The sequence below is a fragment of the Kineosporia sp. R_H_3 genome, from assembly GCF_002198675.1.
Taxonomy (GTDB): domain Bacteria; phylum Actinomycetota; class Actinomycetes; order Actinomycetales; family Kineosporiaceae; genus R-H-3.
This window is the reverse complement of sequence record NZ_MWLL01000189.1, coordinates 78,613-95,377: the sequence shown is the minus strand read 5'-3', so window position 1 is coordinate 95,377 and position 16,765 is coordinate 78,613. Positions and strand designations below refer to the sequence as shown.

Here is a 16,765-nt window from a genome sequence, read left to right as displayed (position 1 = left end):
TCACCGCCGGTACTTCGGGTCGAGGGCCTCGCGGAGGGACTCCCCGAGGAGGGTGAACCCGAGCGCGGCGAGGACGATCGCCAGGCCCGGGAACACCGCGAGGTGGAACGCCGACGCGAGGAACCGCTGCGTCTCCGAGAGCATCCGGCCCCACTCCGGGACCGCGGGGTCGGAGCCGGACAGCCCGAGGAACGCCAGGCCCGCCGCGTCGATGATCGCCGTCGCCAGTGCGAGCGTGCCCTGGACGATGACCGGGGACAGCGAGTTCGGCAGCACGTGCCGCAGGACGACGGAGCGCCGCCGGACGCCGAGCGAGGTCGCCGCGAGGGCGTAGTCGCTCCCCCGCTGGGCGAGCATCGAGCCGCGCAGGATGCGGGCGAAGACCGGCACGTTCGTCACGCCGATCGCGATCATCACCGAGGTGAGCGACTGGCCGAGCATCGCGGCGACCGCGATCGCGAAGAGCAGCTGCGGCACGGCGAGCATCATGTCGACGACGCGCATGACGATGTTGTCGACCCAGCCGCCGAACGCGCCGGCGAGCAGCCCGAGCAGGATCCCGGCCGTGGCACCGAGGAGCAGCGACACGACGCCGATGACGAGCGACTGCCGGGCGCCGTAGAGCACCCGGCTCAGCTCGTCGCGGCCGAGGTTGTCCAGCCCCATCCAGTGCTCGGCCGACGGGCCCGGGATGTTCGTCGGCGTCACAGTGCCCTGGCCGGGGGTGTCGGTCGGGCTGTACGGCGCGAGCCACGGCGCGAGCACCGCGACGGCGACGAAGAGCAGGACGAGCAGGAAGCCGACGACGGCCGCGGGGTCGCGGCGCAGCCGCCGCCACGCGTCGCGGCCGAGCGAGCCGCCCTCCTCCGCCCCGGCGAGGACGATCGCCGTCCGCGGGTCGGCGGCGGTGCCGAGCTCGTGCGGTGCCGTCATCGGGCCCTCACCCTCGGGTCGACGAGGCCGTACGCGATGTCGACGAGCAGGTTCACCACGACGACGATGACGGCGATGATGAGGATGAACCCCTGGATGACGGAGAAGTCGCGGTTCGAGATCGCGAGGTTGAGGAAGCGGCCGACCCCGTCGAAGGCGAAGACCGTCTCGGTGAGGACGGCGCCCGACAGGAGCAGCCCGACCTGCAGGCCGGTCACCGTGATGACCGGGAGCATCGCGTTGCGCAGCACGTGCCGGCGGGTGATCGTCCGCTTGAGCAGGCCCTTGGCCTCGGCGGTGCGGACGTAGTCCTCGTGGACGACGTCGAGCACCGACGCCCGGGTGATCCGGGTGATGATCGCCAGCGGGATCGTGCCGAGCGCGATCCCGGGCAGGATCAGGTGCTTGGCGGCGTCCCACGCGGCGGCCGGGTTGCCCGTGAGGATCCCGTCGAGCACGTAGAACCCGGTGGGGTGCGCGGCGTCGAGGAACTCGCGGCTGTCCTGCCGCCCGGTCGCGGGCAGCCAGCCGAGCTTCACCGCGAAGACGTACCGCAGCAGGTAGCCGAGGAAGAACACGGGCACCGTCACGCCGATGAGCGAGCCGGTCACCGAGAGGTTGTCGAGCAGCGTCGTGTGCCGCCGCGCCGCGAGGTACCCCAGCGGGATGCCGAGCCCCACGGCGAAGATCCCGGCGGCGAGGCTCAGCTCGACGGTGGCCGGGAACAGCCGGAGGAACTCCTCGGTCACGGGGCGCTGCGTACGGATGCTCGAGCCGAAGTTCAGCTGCACCGCGCGTTCGAGGAACGACACGTACTGCTCGTACCAGGGCCGGTCGAGCCCGTAGATCCGGTTGATCTGGGCGATCTTCTCGGGCGTCGCACGTTCGCCGAGCAGCGCGACGGCCGGCCCGCCCGGCAGCGCCCGCACCCAGAAGAAGAGCAGGATCGACAGGCCGAGCAGGATCGGGACGAGCTGCATGAGCCGGCGGACCGCGAACCTCAGCACGAGGACACCTCACCAGACGTGGTGCAGGCCCGGCCCGGTGACCGCCGCACGGGCGGCCACCGGACCGGACCGGGCACCGGGGCGGTCAGCGACAGGTCACTTGGCCGGGACCGTGACGTCGGTGAAGAGCTCGCTCGAGGTCGGGCTCGGGACGAAGCCGGTCACGCCGGCCTTGAACGCGAGCGACGGCTGGGTGTGCGCGTACGGGACCCCGGGCAGGTCGGTCATGATGACCTTGCTCGCCTCCTCGTAGTCCGCGGTGCGCTTGGCGAGGTCGGTCTCCGCCTCGGCCTTGTCGAGCAGGGCCTGGAGGTCCTTGTTGTCGTAGCCCCAGGCGAGCTGCTTGGACTGGAAGAACGTCCCGATGAAGTTGTCCGGGTCGCCGAAGTCACCGGTCCAGCCGAGCAGGTAGATCGCGGCCTTGCCCGCGTCGACCTGGTTCAGGTAGTCCGGGTTCCACGGCGCCGACTTCGTCGTCACCTTGAAGCCGACGGCCTCGAGGTCCTTCTTGAACAGCTGGTAGTTCGCCTCCGGGTTCGGCATGTACGGCCGGGAGACGTCGGTCGGGTACCAGAACTCGACGGTCGGGTTCGGGACGCCGGCCTCGGCGAGGAGCGCCTTGGCCTTCGCCGGGTCGTACGCGTACGTCGGGACGTCCTGCGCGTAGCCGAAGACCTCCGGCGGCATGAACTGCGTCGCGACCTGCGCGCCCTCGGGGTAGTTCGTCTTGATGACGTTCTCCCGGTTGAGGGCGTAGGCGACCGCCTCGCGCACCTTCGGGTTGTCGAGCGGCTTGATCGCCTGGTTGAAGCCGACGTACGCGACGTTGAACGCCGGCCGGTTGAGGATCTCGTAGCCGCCGTCCTTGAGCGCCTGGACGTCCGAGGGGTCGACGAGGTCGTAGCCGTCGATGTCGCCGGCCTCGAGCGCCTGCCGGCGGGCCGGGCCGTCCGCGATCGGCTTGAGGACGAGCGTCTTGATCTTCGCCTTGGCGCCCCAGTAGGCGTCGTTGCGCTCGAGGACGAGCTGGTTGCCCTTCTCCCACTTGGCGAGCTTGAAGGGGCCGGTGCCGATCGGGTGCTCGGAGCCGAACGTGCCGCTGAAGACGGGTGCGTCCGCCGTCCCGGAGACCTCGTCGGCCTTGAACTCGGTGAGGGCCTTGGGGCTCGCGATGAAGAACGAGGGCAGGGACAGCGCCGAGAGGAACGTCGAGGACGCCTTCGTCAGGGTGATCGTCGCGGTCGTCGCGTCGGTCGCCTCGCACTTCGAGTACAGGCTCGGCGGGAGGGAGTCGTCCTCGTTCTTCGCGAACCCGCCGAAGACCGTCGTCCAGTAGTAGGAGATGGACGAGGACTGCTGGAGGCCCTTGAAGTTGTACCAGCGGTCGAAGTTCGTGCAGACCGCTGCGGCGTCGAACGCCGTCCCGTCGGTGAACGTCACGCCGCTCTTGAGCTTGAACGTCCACGTCTTGCCGTCCGGGGACGTCGTCCACGACTCGGCGAGGTTCGGGATGACCTCCGTCGTGCCGGGCTTGCTCGTGACGAGCCCCTCGAAGATCTGCTGGATGGCCCGCAGCGACTCGCCGTCGCTGACGTAGGCGCCGTCGAGCGTGATGGGGTCGGCCGACCCCCCGAAGATGAACGTCGCGTCGGAGGCGCCGTCCGTCGCCCCGCCCGTCGTGTCCCCCGTGGCGGTGCTGCTGCCCCCGCTGCAGGCGGAGAGGGCCAGGCCGGCCGCGGCGGTGACCGCCAGGGCCCGTACCGCGGTGCGGTGCTGCCATCGTGTCCCGGGTCGCATCCTGACCACCTCACGTCCGAGTGTCGGCCGTCTGCCCGGCCCACAACGTTGGGGCGACCCTAGAGGCCCGTTGTTGCGGCCAGGAAGGGCGAGGAGCCACCAGAACGTCACGTTTGTGCAACGCGGGCAGGAAACCTGACGGACGGACGGCGTGTGGCCCGGAGGACCCGCGGAGGCGGGCTCAGTCCCGCAGCGCCGCCGCGACGCCGGCGAGGTCCTCGGGCGTGACGCCCTCGAGGGTCTTCACGACGTGCCGGCCGGGAGCCGGGAGCACGGGCACGGTGTGCTCGACGGCGAGCACCGGGACGCCGGCGGCGGTGGCCGAGGCGACGCCCGTCGGGCTGTCCTCGATGGCGACGCAGTCGGCGGGGTCGACGCCGAGCAGTGCCGCGGCCCGCAGGTACGGCTCGGGGTGCGGCTTGCCCCGGTCCACCTCGTCGCCGCAGACGGTCGTCGTGAAGGAGCCGTCGGGCAGGCACGCGACGATCGAGTCCGCGAGGTCGCGGTACGACATCGTCACGAGGGCGCACGGGACCCCGGCGTCACCGAGGGCGGCGAGCAGGTCCTGCGCGCCCGGCCGGAACGGGACGTGCTCGCGGACCCGCTCGACGACGCCGTCGATGAGGGCGGCGACGACCTGCTCGCCGGTGAGGTCGAGGCCGGCGTGCTCGCGGATGTACTCGCCGCTGTACGGCAGGTTCATCCCGACGAGGGCACGGGCGTGGTCCTCGCTCCACGTGCCGCCGTGCGCGGCGACGAGGGCGAACTCGCACTCGATCCAGTAGGGCTCGGTGTCGACGATCGTGCCGTCGAGGTCCCACAGGACGGCGGCGGGCAGGACGAGGTTCTCCTCGGGGAGAGCGCTCACGAGGTATCGGTCGCTTTCTTCGGTGGTGCCCGGTGACCGGTCCGCGTCGTCGCGGTGCCCGGTCGCGCGGGCTCAGGTGGCGTTGAAGTACTTCGCCTCGGGGTGGTGCACGACGAGGGCGTCGGTCGACTGCTCCGGGTGGAGCTGGAGCTCCTCGGAGAGCTCGACACCGATCCGCTCCGGCTTGAGCAGCTCGACGAGCTTGGCGCGGTCCTCGAGATCCGGGCAGGCCGGGTAGCCGAAGGAGTACCGCGAGCCGCGGTAACCCTGCCGCAGGATCGCCGACAGGTCGCCGTCGTCCTCGGCGCCGTAGCCGAGGTCGGAGCGCACCCGGGCGTGCCACGCCTCCGCGAGGGCCTCGGTGAGCTGCACGGACAGCCCGTGGAGCTCGAGGTAGTCGCGGTAGGCGTTCTTGGCGAACAGCTCCGCGGTCGCCTCGGCGACCCGCGGGCCCATCGTCACGAGCTGGAAGGAGATGACGTCGGGGCCGCCGAGCCGCTGCGCCTCCTCGCGGGACCGGAAGAAGTCCGCGAGGCACAGTCGGCGGTCGCGACGCTGCCGCGGGAACGTGAAGCGCATCCGGTCGGTGCCGGGCTCCCCGCCGGTGCCGTCGCCCTCGTGGTGCAGCAGGACGAGGTCGTCGCCCTCGGAGACGCACGGGTAGAACCCGTAGACGACGGCGGCCTCGAGCAGGCCCTCGGTCTTGACCCGTTCGAGCCACATCCGCAGCCGCGGCCGGCCCTCGGTCTCGACGAGCTCCTCGTACGAGGGGCCCTGGCCGCTGCGGGCGCCCTTGAGCCCCCACTGGCCGACGAACGTCGCGCGCTCGTCGAGGTAGCTCGCGTAGTCCGCGAGCTGGATGCCCTTGACGACGCGCTCGCCCCAGAACGGCGGCGTCGGCACGGGCAGGCCGCGCTCGACGTCCGAGACCCGCAGGCCGTCGTCCGCACCGTCGGTGTCGGGCAGCAGCGCGACGTCGCGCTGCCGTACCCGGCGCGGGCGCAGCGCGGGCAGCTCGGCGCCGGGGACGCCGCGCTTGACGGCGACGAGGGCGTCCATGAGGCGCAGCCCCTCGAACGCGTCGCGGGCGTACCGGACCTCGCCGTCGTAGAGGTCGGCGAGGTCGTTCTCGACGTAGGCGCGGGTCAGCGCGGCGCCGCCGAGGATGACCGGCCACTGCGTCGCCGTGCCGCGGGAGTTGATCTCCTCGAGGTTCTCCCGCATGACGACCGTCGACTTCACGAGCAGCCCGGACATCCCGATGACGTCGGCGTTCGCGTCCTCGGCCGCCCGCAGGATCTCGGAGATCGGCTGCTTGATGCCGATGTTCACGACGTCGTAGCCGTTGTTGGACAGGATGATGTCGACGAGGTTCTTGCCGATGTCGTGGACGTCGCCCTTGACCGTCGCGAGGACGATCGTGCCCTTGCCCTGGTCGTCGGTCTTCTCGATGTGCGGCTCGAGGTGGGCGACGGCGGCCTTCATCGTCTCGGCCGACTGCAGGACGAACGGCAGCTGCATCTCGCCGCGGCCGAAGAGGTCGCCGACGACGCGCATGCCCGCGAGCAGGTGGTCGTTGATGATGTCGAGGGCGCTGCGGCCCGAGGCGAGTGCCTCGTCGAGGTCGGCGGGCAGGCCCTTGCCCTCGCCGTCGATGATGCGGCGCTCGAGGCGCTCCCCCAGGGGCAGCGCGGCGAGCTCGGCGGCCCGGTCGGCGCGCAGCGCGGCGGTGTCGACGCCCGCGAAGGTGTCGAGCATCGCGCTCACCGGGTCGTACGTGACCCGGCCGTCCTCGTCCCGGACGCGGCGGTCGTAGACGAGGTCGAGGGCGACCTGGCGCTGGTCCTCCGGGATCCGCGACATCGGCAGGATCTTCGCCGCGTGCACGATCGCCGAGTCGAGGCCGGCCTTGACGCACTCGTGGAGGAAGACCGAGTTGAGCACCTGGCGGGCGGCCGGGTTGAGACCGAAGGAGATGTTCGAGACGCCGAGGGTCGTCTGCACGCCCGGGTAGCGGCGCTTGACCTCGCGGATCGCCTCGATCGTCGCGACGCCGTCGCCGCGGGTCTCCTCCTGGCCCGTCGCGATGGGGAAGGTCAGGCAGTCGACGACGATGTCCTCGACGTGCATCCCCCACTCCTGGGTGAGCGTGTCGATGAGCCGCGACGCCACGGCGACTTTGTGCTCGACGGTGCGGGCCTGCCCGGTCTCGTCGATGGTCAGCGCGACGACGGCGGCGCCGTGCTCCCGGACGAGCTCCATGATCCGGTGGAACCGGCTGCCCGGACCCTCGCCGTCCTCGAAGTTCACCGAGTTGATGACCGCGCGACCCCCGACGAGCTCGAGGCCGGCCTGTAGGACGGCGGGCTCGGTCGAGTCGAGGACGAGCGGCAGCGTCGAGGCCGTCGCGAACCGGCCGACGACCTGCTTCATGTCGGCGACGCCGTCGCGGCCGACGTAGTCGATGCAGACGTCGAGCAGGTGCGCCCCGTCGCGGGTCTGGGCGCGGGCGATGTCGACGCACTCGTCCCACTTCTCGGCGAGCATCGCCTCGCGGAAGGCCTTGGAGCCGTTGGCGTTCGTCCGCTCGCCGATCGACAGGTACGCGGTGTCCTGCCGGAACGGCACGTGCTGGTAGAGGCTCGCCACGCCCGCCTCGGGGCGCGGGCGGCGCGCCGTGACCTCGCGGCCGCGGACCCGTTCGACGACGTGGCGCAGGTGCTCGGGCGTCGTCCCGCAGCAGCCGCCCACCAGGCCCAGGCCGAACTCGCGGGTGAACGTGTCGTGGGCGTCGGCGAGCTCGGACGGCGACAGCGGGTAGCGCGCGCCCTCCATGGACACCTCGGGCAGGCCGGCGTTCGGCATGCACGAGACGGGCACCCGGGAGTGCTTGGCGAGGTGCCGCAGGTGCTCGCTCATCTCGGCCGGGCCGGTCGCGCAGTTCAGCCCGATCGCGTCGACCCCGAGCGCCTCGAGCGCGGTGAGCGCGGCGCCGATCTCGCTGCCGAGCAGCATCGTGCCGGTCGTCTCGACGGTCACCTGCACGATGACCGGCAGGTCCTCCCCCGCCGCGGCGAGCGCCCGCTTCGCCCCGACGATCGCCGCCTTGGCCTGGAGCAGGTCCTGCGCGGTCTCGACGAGGACGGCGTCCACGCCGCCCTCGACCATGCCGGCGACCTGGACGGCGTAGGCGTCGCGCAGCGTCGCGTAGTCGACGTGGCCGAGCGAGGGCAGCTTCGTGCCTGGGCCGACCGAGCCGAGGACGAACCGCGGCTGCTCGGCGGTCGACCACGCGTCGGCGGCCTCCCGGGCGATGACGGCACCGGCCCGGGCCAGCTCGTGGATCCGGTGCTCGATGCCGTACTCGCCGAGGTTGCCGAGGTTCGCGCCGAACGTGTTCGTCTCGACGGCGTCGACGCCCACGGCGAGGTACGCGTCGTGCACGGAGCGGACGACGTCCGGCCGGGTCACGTTGAGGATCTCGTTGCACCCCTCGTGGCCCTCGAAGTCGGCGAGGGAGGGGTCGGCGGCCTGCAGCATCGTCCCCATGGCACCGTCGGCGACGACGACGCTGCGGACGAGCCGGGTGCGGAGGATGTCGGAGCGGCTGCTCATGAGGCGTCCATCCTACGGGCTGCCCGCGATGCCGCTCGCGGCCCTGCCCGCGACCCGGCCCGTGACGTGCCCCGGGTGGCGCCTTTCCTGCGGCGGCCCGGTGCGCCGTAGGGTGGCGTAGCCGTCGCCCTGCGGGCGGCGGCCTGCAGCACCGACGGCGGGGGTGGTCCCCGCCAGGAGGAGGAGGCCGGTGAGCGAGCACCCGGACGTCCCGGTCCTGCGGGATCCGGTGATGGTCGCGGCCTTCGAGGGCTGGAACGACGCCGGTGAGGCGGCGAGCAACGCCGTCGCGCACCTCGAGCAGGTCTGGGACGCCACGCCGTTCGTCGAGCTGGACCCCGAGGACTACCACGACTTCCAGGTCAACCGCCCCGTCGTGCACCTCGACGACGAGGGCCGGCGGCACGTCACGTGGCCGACCACGCGGATCTCCTGGGCCCGTCCGCCGGGTGCGGACCGCGACGTCCTCCTCGTGCGGGGCATCGAGCCGTCCATGCGCTGGCGCAGCTTCGTCGTCGAGGTCCTCGGCCACGCGGCCGAGCACGGCGCGACGATGCTCGTCACCCTCGGGGCACTGCTCGCGGACGTGCCGCACACGCGCCCGATCCCGGTCTCGACGACGAGCGACGACCCCGCCCTCATGGAGCGGCTCGCCCTGGAGCCGTCGACCTACCAGGGGCCGACCGGCATCGTCGGCGTCCTCCACGAGGGCGCGGCCCGCGAGGGCCTGCCGGGCCTGTCGCTGTGGGCCGCCGTCCCGCACTACGTCGGGCAGAACCCCTCGCCCAAGGCGACGCTCGCCCTGCTGCGCCGGGTCGAGGAGCTGCTCGACGTCACCGTGCCGCTCGGCGAGCTGCCCGAGGACGCCCGCGCCTGGGAGCACGGCGTCGACGAGCTGGCCGAGGAGGACGGCGAGATCGGCGAGTACGTCCGCCAGCTCGAGGAGGCCAAGGACACCGCGGACCTCCCGGAGGCGACCGGCGAGGCGATCGCCCGCGAGTTCGAGCGCTACCTGCGGCGCCGGGACGACGGCCCCGCGGCACCCGGCGGCGCCTGACCCGGTCCCTGCGGGACGGCGTCAGCCGGTGGGGTCGAGCAGCCGCCGGCGCAGCATCTGCACCGCGGGACCGGGACCCGTCCCCAGGTGCTCACGCAGCCGCCGGTCCAGCGCCGCGTAGGCCGCGAGCGCCTCGTCGAGCCGTTCGAGCGCGGCCAGTGCCGTCATGAGCTGCTCGGTGAGGCGCTCGTCGAGCGGGTGACGGCGGACGAGCCCGCGCAGGTCGGTGACGGCGGCCTCTGTGCGGCCCGCGGCGAGCTCGGCGTCCACGCAGGCGCGGGCGGTCCGGTCGCGCCAGGCACCGAGCCGGGTCCGCTCGGTGGCGAACCAGTCGCCCTCGAGGCCGGGGAGCAGCCGGGACGGCACCTGCTCGAGCGCAGCGCGCAGGTCCGTCGCCGCGGCCTCGGCGAGCCCTGCGGCGAGGGCGGCGGTGCCCCGGGCGGCGAGGGTCTGCGCGACCTCCAGGTCGAGCACCCCGGGACGGACGAGGGCCACCCGGCCGGTGGCCGGGCCGTCGGGCGCCGACGTGCCGAGGGTCAGCGCGCCCGCGAGCGCGGCCGTGGTCGCCGGGCCGGCGCCGAACAGTGCCGTCCGCACGGCCGCGAGCAGCGCGTCGACGGTCGCGGACGGGTCCGCGGCCTGCGGCACGCCGGCGGCGTCGACGAGGTCGCGGTCCGCGACCGCCGTCCCGTGCCGCAGCAGCAGCGCGGTGAGCATCCGGCGGCTGGTCGCGTCGGGCAGCCGCACGGCGAGCCCGTCGACGGCGACGAGACTGCCGTCGAGCACCGAGAGCCGCACCTGCGGCGGCGCAGGCGGCGCGGGGGCGGTCCGTGGGGCGGACGCCGCGGCCCGGCTCGCCGGGGCCGGTTGCGGCACGACGTGCGCGACGCCTGGGGCGGGCGGCACGGGCGCGCTCCCGGGGGCCGGCGCGGTGCGCGCGGGCCGGGTGAGCATCGTGTGGAGGTCGTCGATGGCGGCCGCGGCCCGCCCCCGCCAGCGTGCTCCGAGCTCGTGCCGGGCGTCGTCCCGGACGGCGAGCGCACCGGCCGTGTCACCGACGACGTGGTACCCCGTCATGAGCCGCTCGCGCAGGTCGAGCGACCGCGGGAAGCGGGCGACGAGACCCTCGAGCAGCCCGAGGGCGTACTCGATCCGGTCGGCGGGCGTCGTCGGCCTGGTGAGCGTCGCGTCGACGAGGGCGTCGGCGAGCAGCCGGCCGGCCCGGGCCGCGCGGTCGTCGAGCTCGAGGCGCCGGGGCTCGAACCAGGGGGCGTCGAGACCGTCGAGCGGCCGGTCGCCGTAGATCGTCCAGGCGTCGAGCAGCGGGTCGACGGCCGCCTCGGAGCGACCCTCCGTGGCGAGCCGCAGACCGGCACCGGTGAGCGCGTCGACGTCCTCGGCGTCCGTGCAGGGGTCGGGCAGGTCGAGCAGCCAGCCGTCGGGGCCGCGTTCGACGGCGGCGCGCGGCGGGGTGGTGGCCCGCAGCTGGGACGTGAGGACCCGGGCCTCCATCCGGACGGCGGCCTCGGGGTCGAGAGGCGCCCGCCCGGGCCACATCACGGCCGCGAGGTCGGCGGCCGGCAGGGACCGCCCCCGGGACAGGACCAGCGCCGCGAGGAGCGCGGTGGGCACGGCGCCGACCGGGGTGACGTCACGGCCGTGCCGCAGGGCACGGAAGGGCCCGAAGAGCGAGAAGTGCAACGGCGGCGTCGGCCGGGCCGCGACGCGGTCGTCGGCCGTGGTGACGGAGAACGGGCGGGGCAGCCCGGACGCAGGTCCGCCGAGGGCTGCCACCCGCGACGGCGCCATGGGCACCGCCGCGGGCCGGGTCCGCGCCCGGTGCAGCGCGGCCCCGTGGTCCTGCCAGCCCTGCGGCCCGAGCGCGGCCTCCGCGCGGCGGAGCGTGGGCCAGATGCGGGCGTCGTCCTCCCCGAGGGCCCGCTGAGCACGGACGAGGCGCTCCCACAGTGCCGCGGACGAGCCGAAGCGGCGCAGGAAGCCGTTGATCCGGTCCGGCAGGCCGCTGTCCGCTCCGATGGTGAGCCAGGCGTCGGCGAGGGCGAGGCAGGCGGTGAGGACCTCACCCTCCAGCTCCTGTCTCCGGGCGGCGAACCACGGCCCGGTGAACGACTCGTGGGCCGGCCGCGATGCCAGTTGCACCGCGCCGGCGATCCGGCTCTCGGCCATCCGGACGCGCCGTGCAGCGAAGTCCGCCTGCCCCTGAGCGAGGGCCGCCCGGAAGTCGTCCAGGTCGGTGACGCCGGGGGCGAGGTGCAACGTCCACCCCGCCTCCGACGCGTCGATCCGGGCCAGCCGCGGGTCCGCGCCCGAGAGCGCCTCGGTCACGCCGTGCAGCTCCCTGGCAACGAGCCGGTGCGGCTCGAGCGGCTCGCTGCCGGGCCACACCGCGGCCACGAGGTCGGCCGCGGTGACGAGCTCGTTCGGTCGCTGCGCGAGAACGGCGAGCAGCCCGCCGTCCTCTGCCCGACGCGGGGTGACGTCCCGGCCGTCGCACTCGACGTGCAGGGACCCGAACAGCCGGATCCGGAGCGTCGTCATGATCGGCACGCTAGGCCCTGCGACGCGCAGCGGGAACGCTCACGCGTCAGACCGTCCCGGCGACCACCCGGGCCCGCACCGCCTGGAGCGCCGGCCCCGGTGCAGCACCGAGGGCCCGGCGCAGGTGCCGGGCCGCCTCGTCGTAGGCGGCCAGGCCCGCGTCGCGCCCCTCGTGGCGGGCGGCGGCGAGCACGAGCCACTCCCAGAGGTCCTCACGCAGCGGGTACCGGGCGACGAGGTCGCGCAGGTCGGGCAGGGCGCGGTCGGTGCGGTCGCAGGCGACCTCGGCGGCGAGGCACTCCCATGCGAGCTCGGCGCGCCAGGCCGCAAGGCGGGCGCGCTCCGCATGCAGCACGGCGCCGTCCAGCCCCGCGAGCCCGGGCCCGGCGAGCAGGTCGAGCGCCCCGCGCAGGGCGTCGGCGGCGGCCTCCCCCTGCCCTGCGGCACGCTGACGGCGGCCCTCCTCGACGAGCGTGGCGGCCTCGTCGACGTCGACGCCGCCGGGCAGCACCGTGAGCTGCCAGGCCGGGCCGGCGGTCTCGCCGACCGGCAGCGGGTGCGGCGCGAACGCCCGTCTCAGCTCGGCCAGCTGGACCTCGACGGCGGCTCGTGGCTTCATCGGAGGGTCGTCGCCCCAGACGGCCGCCACGAGGTCCCCGAGCGGGACCGGGGTGTTGCGGCGCAGCAGGAGCGCCGCGAGCAGCCGGCGCTGCTCGTCGGTCCGCAGGTCGCGCTCCCTGCCGCCGAGCAGGACCGCGAGCCGGGGGAACAGCCGGAAGCGGGTCACGGTCGCCGGGGCGGCAGGGGCCGCGACGGGCGGCCGCACCGACGGCGGCTGCAGCTGCCAGCCGGCGGGGGCCGTGACCAGGCCGGGGTCGCGGCCGCCGCCCCGTGCACCGGCACGACCCGGCGCTGCGGAGGGTGGGGCCACGGCGAGCCGGACGGCGGGGTCCCGGTCCACGAGCTGGGCGCGGAGCCGGCGCAGGGACTGCGCCACGGCCTGGTCCGGGGAGCGGCCGAACAGCTGGGCCGCCCGGTCGAGCACCCGGTACGCCGCGGTGGTGCTCCCACGGGCGGTGTGGGCGGCCGCGAGGCGCTGCCACACCGTCGGGACCGTCGGGAAGACCGACGCCGCGGCGTCGAGGACGAGCACGACCTCGTCGTGCAGCCCCAGGGCGAGGCCTGCGTCGGCGAACCCGATGACCGCCTCGAGCTGCCGCGCGCGGACCTCGGCACGGCGGGTGTCGAACGGACCGCCCAGGCCGTCGAGCAGCGGGTCGCGGATGTGGTCGCACGCACGGCCGAGCAGCTCCGCCGCCGCGGGATGCTCCCCCGCCCGCAGGGACGCCAGGCCCGCGCGGGCGTCCGACTCGAAACGCTCGAGGTCCACGCACCCGGGACGGGCGTCCAGCTGCCAGCCGTCCCCGGTGCGGACGACGTCGACCTCGTAGGTCGCCCAGGCCGGGACCGGCTCGCGGGCCGCGGCCTCGTCCCGACGGCCGGTGCCCAGCGCTGCCCGCAGCCGGTCCACGTGCCCGCGGACCGCCGCCACGGGCGTGTCCGGCCGGTCGTGCGGCCACATCGCGGCGGCCAGCGCCTCCGCGGTGACCGAGGTGCCCCGACGGTCCGCGAGGGCGGCGAGCAGCGCGACCTGCGCGGTTCCCGGGAGCAGGACCAGGTATCCGCCTCGCAGCACCCGGGGGACGCCGAACAGGCGGACCTCGAGACCCTCCGGCACCTGCACGGGCAGTGATTGTGCCGTGCCCGCGAGCCCTGCGGCAGCGGTCCGCGCCGTCGGCCGCGTGCGAGACCGCCGTCAGCGGTACGGCGCGCCGAGCAGGAGCAGCGCGACGTGCGCGGTCGAGAGCACGGACACCGCCGAGGGCGCGAGGTGCCATCCCACGAGGTCGGTGCTGGTCAGGACCACGGCGATCGCGGCCCAGACTGCGGCGCCCGTGGTGAGGTGCGCCCGGCTCGCGACCCGTCCGCCGACGGCGAGGGCGGCGAGCACCACGGGTGCCGCCCAGGGAGCACCGACGAAGCAGACGGCGGTCAGCACGATCGCGAGGACCCACTGGCCGGTGCTGCGGAACACCACGGACGGCGGGCCGAACAGAGGCGGGCGGAGCCCCGACGCGCCCGGCCTGGGCTCGTAGGAGGGCCGCCCGAGCGCCCGCACCCGTGGCCCGAGGTCGTCCACGCCGAGCGCCCGCAGCAGGCCGGCGAACCGGCGCGGCCGCGGGGCGCCTGCCGGCCGGTCGGCACCGCTCCCCCGGTGCCCCGCCGCCCTCGGTGCCCGTGCCGGTGCCGGTGCGGCAGGGTGCGCGACCGCGGCACGCGCCTGCCGGACGAGAGCCCGGGCGGTCGGTCCCGGGCCGGTGCCGAGCGCATGCCGCATCCGGACCGCGGCCGCGTCGTGGGCGGCGAGGGCCTGCTCCGGCCGGCCGGTGCGCAGCAGCACCCCGAGGGAGGTCTCGAGGAGGGGCTCGTCGAGCGGGTGGTCCTCGACGAGCGCGGCCAGGTCGTCCACGGCCGCCTCGTCGTGACCGGCCGCCACCTCGGCGCGCACGCAGCGCCGGACCAGGTCCTGCCGCCACGACCGGAGCGCCGCACGCTCGGTCTCGAACGGCTCCCCGGCGAGACCCTCGAGAGGCCGGCCGGTCACGGTGTCGACCGCGCGCCGCAGGAGCGCCGCGGCGCTGCCGGCCGCCCCGCGGGCGAGGGCGCGGTCGGCCTCGCCGACGAGGGCGGCCGCCACGTCGACGTCGAGCGTCGCGGTCGACAGGTCGAGCCGCCAGCGCGGGCCCGGTTCCTCGACCACGACCGGTGAGGGCAGGTCCCAGGCCCGGGTGAGCACGGCGAGGCACGCCCGGACGGCGTCGGCCCCGGACGCGACCGGGTCTGCGGGCCACAGCACGCGGGCGACCTCGTCGACCCCGAGCGAGGTCGAGCGACGGAAGAGGAGCAGGCCGAGCAGCCGGTGCACGGCCGGCACGTCCAGCGGCAGCGGCAGCTCGCCGCAGCGCGCGAGGGTGTCGCCGAACAGGGTGTACCGCAACGGTTCCGGGGGCGGCGAGGCGCTGGCGAGCAGGGCTCCCAGGGCGGCGTCCGCGTGCTCGCGCAGGTTCCGCCGGTAGGCCCGGAACGGCTCCTCGGGCAGCCCCTGCAACGGGTACGCGGCGGCGAGCGTGCGGATCCGGTCGCGGGCGGTCTCCTGCACCGCGGGACCGCCGTCCACGTGCTTCGTGACGAGGGACTGCGGCCACCGCACGAGGTCCGGCAGCGTGTCGACGTCGACGACGAGCTCCAGCGCCGCCGTCCGCAGGGCGAAGGTGTCCGTGCCGGCAACGGTCTCCCACCCGGTGCCCGCGAGCAGGGCCGGGAGAGCGGCCACGATCTCGCGCAGCCGCGGGAGGGCGCGCGGCGCCGGGGTGCCGCCGTCCATCGCGGCGACGAGCATCGAGACCGGCACCGGCCGCGGGCGCTCGAGGACGAGCAGCGCGAGGACCGCGGTCTGCCCCGGCGTCAGGGCCCGGGGGACGTCGTCGACGAAGACCCGCACCGGTCCGAGCAGGTCGACCCGCAGCCGCGCCACCGTGGGTCAGCGCCTGCGGGCCGGCCTCAGAGCCGGACGCCGAGGAGCGCGTCCGCCGCGAGGGCGACGAGACCGTGGGCGGCCTCGTCGGCCGGGGCGGCCGTCGTACCGGGGACGGCGAGGACGGCGTCCGCCCAGGCGTCGACCGCGGCCAGGGCGGCGGGCGCGTCGAGGTCGTCGGCGAGGCGCTCACGGACGGCGGCGACCGTGTCGTCCTCGGACGGTGCGACGACGACGCCGGGCGGGAGCGTCGTCCGGGCCGCGGTCTGCCAGCGGGTGAGCCGGGCGACCGCCTCGTCGAGCGAGGCCTGCGTCCACTCCCAGTCGGTGCGGTAGTGGTGCGCGAGGATCTGCAGCCGGATCGCCGCCGGCGGGACGCCGTCCGCCCGCAGCCGCGAGACGAAGACGAGGTTGCCGCGGGACTTGCTCATCTTGTGGCCGTCGAGCCCGACCATGCCGGTGTGCGCGTACACCTTGGCGTACGGGTGGGTGCCCGTGAGCAGGTGGCCCTCGGCCGCGCCCATCTCGTGGTGCGGGAAGATCAGGTCCGCGCCGCCGCCCTGGACGTCGAAACCCATCCCGAGGTGCTTCAGCGCGATCGTCGTGCACTCGATGTGCCAGCCGGGGCGGCCGGAGCCGAGCGTGCGGCCGTCCCACGAGGGCTCGCCCGGGCGCGCCACGCGCCACAGCAGGCAGTCGAGCGGGTGCTTCTTGCCGGGGCGGTCCGGGTCGCCGCCCCGCTCGGCGAAGATCTCGAGCATCTGCGGCTCGTCGAGGTGGCTCACCGCGCCGAACGACGGGTCGGCGTTGACGGAGAAGTACACGTCGCCGTCCGGGTGATCCTCGGAGGCGCCGACCCGGTACGCGTGCCCGAGGTCGAGGAGCCTCTCGACGGCGTCGACGACGAGCGGGATGCCCTCGACGGCACCGATGTAGTCGTCGGGCGGCAGGACGTCGAGGGCGTCCATGTCCTCGGCGAACAGGTCGGTCTGCTCGGTCGCGAGGACCTTCCAGTCCACGCCCGTCGCGTTGGCCCGCTCGAGCAGCGGGTCGTCGACGTCCGTGACGTTCTGGACGTACCGGACCTCGAGCCCGGCGTCCCGCCAGGCCCGGTTGAGCAGGTCGAAGGCGACGTACGTCGAGGCGTGCCCGAGGTGGGTCGCGTCGTAGGGCGTGATGCCGCAGACGTACATCCGGGCGACGGGGCCCTCGGCGCTCGGCACGGCGGTGCCGGTCGCGGTGTCGTGGAGGCGGACCGGGAGCCCTCGGCCGGGCAGGGTCGGGACGGGGGGCGCGGGCCAGCGAGTCACGACCGGAGCCTAACCGCTCGCCGC

10 protein-coding genes are annotated in these 16,765 nt (G+C 74.8%); 1 reads left to right on the top strand and 9 read right to left on the bottom strand.

Going from position 1 to position 16,765, the window contains the following annotated elements:
- The 5 genes from ECOMGDLI_RS22130 to metH all read right to left on the bottom strand — a co-directional run bounded on the left by ECOMGDLI_RS22130 (position 1) and on the right by metH (position 8,220).
- Positions 1-933 (bottom strand): ABC transporter permease, encoded by a 933-nt coding sequence (locus ECOMGDLI_RS22130; RefSeq protein WP_088319018.1) that lies wholly within the window; start codon positions 931-933, stop codon positions 1-3.
- Positions 930-1,940 carry an ABC transporter permease gene (locus ECOMGDLI_RS22125; protein ID WP_088319017.1) on the bottom strand — a complete coding sequence of 337 codons (1,011 nt, stop codon included), beginning with the start codon at positions 1,938-1,940 and terminating at the stop codon, positions 930-932. The genes ECOMGDLI_RS22130 and ECOMGDLI_RS22125 overlap by 4 nt, the downstream gene beginning before the upstream one ends.
- 96 nt (positions 1,941-2,036) lie before the next feature.
- The gene (locus ECOMGDLI_RS22120; protein ID WP_088319016.1) at positions 2,037-3,737 is read right to left on the bottom strand and encodes an ABC transporter substrate-binding protein; all 1,701 of its coding nucleotides are present in this window, start codon (positions 3,735-3,737) and stop codon (positions 2,037-2,039) included.
- Positions 3,738-3,918: 181 nt separating this feature from the next.
- Positions 3,919-4,605 carry an HAD family phosphatase gene (locus ECOMGDLI_RS22115; protein WP_088319015.1) on the bottom strand — a complete coding sequence of 229 codons (687 nt, stop codon included), beginning with the start codon at positions 4,603-4,605 and terminating at the stop codon, positions 3,919-3,921.
- 72 nt (positions 4,606-4,677) lie between these two features.
- On the bottom strand, positions 4,678-8,220 hold the full coding sequence (metH, locus tag ECOMGDLI_RS22110) for a methionine synthase (protein ID WP_088319014.1): 3,543 nt from the start codon (positions 8,218-8,220) through the stop codon (positions 4,678-4,680).
- 190 nt (positions 8,221-8,410) lie between these two features.
- Between metH and ECOMGDLI_RS22105 the strand changes: the two genes are divergently transcribed.
- A complete protein-coding gene (locus tag ECOMGDLI_RS22105) occupies positions 8,411-9,277 on the top strand; it encodes a PAC2 family protein (RefSeq protein ID WP_304441409.1) in 867 nt (288 codons plus the stop codon).
- Positions 9,278-9,298: 21 nt separating this feature from the next.
- On the opposite strand, the gene ECOMGDLI_RS22100 is transcribed toward ECOMGDLI_RS22105, so the two are convergent.
- The 4 genes from ECOMGDLI_RS22100 to mshC all read right to left on the bottom strand — a co-directional run bounded on the left by ECOMGDLI_RS22100 (position 9,299) and on the right by mshC (position 16,741).
- Complete coding sequence (locus tag ECOMGDLI_RS22100; protein ID WP_088319013.1) at positions 9,299-11,836, bottom strand: BTAD domain-containing putative transcriptional regulator; 2,538 nt, start codon at positions 11,834-11,836, stop codon at positions 9,299-9,301.
- A gap of 46 nt (positions 11,837-11,882) precedes the next feature.
- The gene (locus ECOMGDLI_RS22095) at positions 11,883-13,580 is read right to left on the bottom strand and encodes a BTAD domain-containing putative transcriptional regulator (protein WP_088319012.1); all 1,698 of its coding nucleotides are present in this window, start codon (positions 13,578-13,580) and stop codon (positions 11,883-11,885) included.
- Between the two features lie 72 nt (positions 13,581-13,652).
- Positions 13,653-15,431, bottom strand: a complete 1,779-nt coding sequence (locus ECOMGDLI_RS22090) for a BTAD domain-containing putative transcriptional regulator (RefSeq protein ID WP_088319011.1) — start codon at positions 15,429-15,431, stop codon at positions 13,653-13,655.
- Between the two features lie 26 nt (positions 15,432-15,457).
- Positions 15,458-16,741, bottom strand: coding sequence for a cysteine--1-D-myo-inosityl 2-amino-2-deoxy-alpha-D-glucopyranoside ligase (gene mshC, locus ECOMGDLI_RS22085; RefSeq protein WP_088319010.1), 1,284 nt, complete (start codon positions 16,739-16,741; stop codon positions 15,458-15,460).
- Between the last annotated feature and the right edge of the window lie 24 nt (positions 16,742-16,765).

What these genes read in the sequence shown, in the direction of transcription:
- ECOMGDLI_RS22130 (WP_088319018.1), bottom strand. Translation starts at nt 933, where the DNA reads ATGACGGCACCGCACGAGCTCGGCACCGCCGCCGACCCGCGGACGGCG.
- ECOMGDLI_RS22120 (WP_088319016.1), bottom strand. Translation starts at nt 3,737, where the DNA reads ATGCGACCCGGGACACGATGGCAGCACCGCACCGCGGTACGGGCCCTG.
- metH (WP_088319014.1), bottom strand. Translation starts at nt 8,220, where the DNA reads ATGAGCAGCCGCTCCGACATCCTCCGCACCCGGCTCGTCCGCAGCGTC.
- ECOMGDLI_RS22100 (WP_088319013.1), bottom strand. Translation starts at nt 11,836, where the DNA reads ATGACGACGCTCCGGATCCGGCTGTTCGGGTCCCTGCACGTCGAGTGC.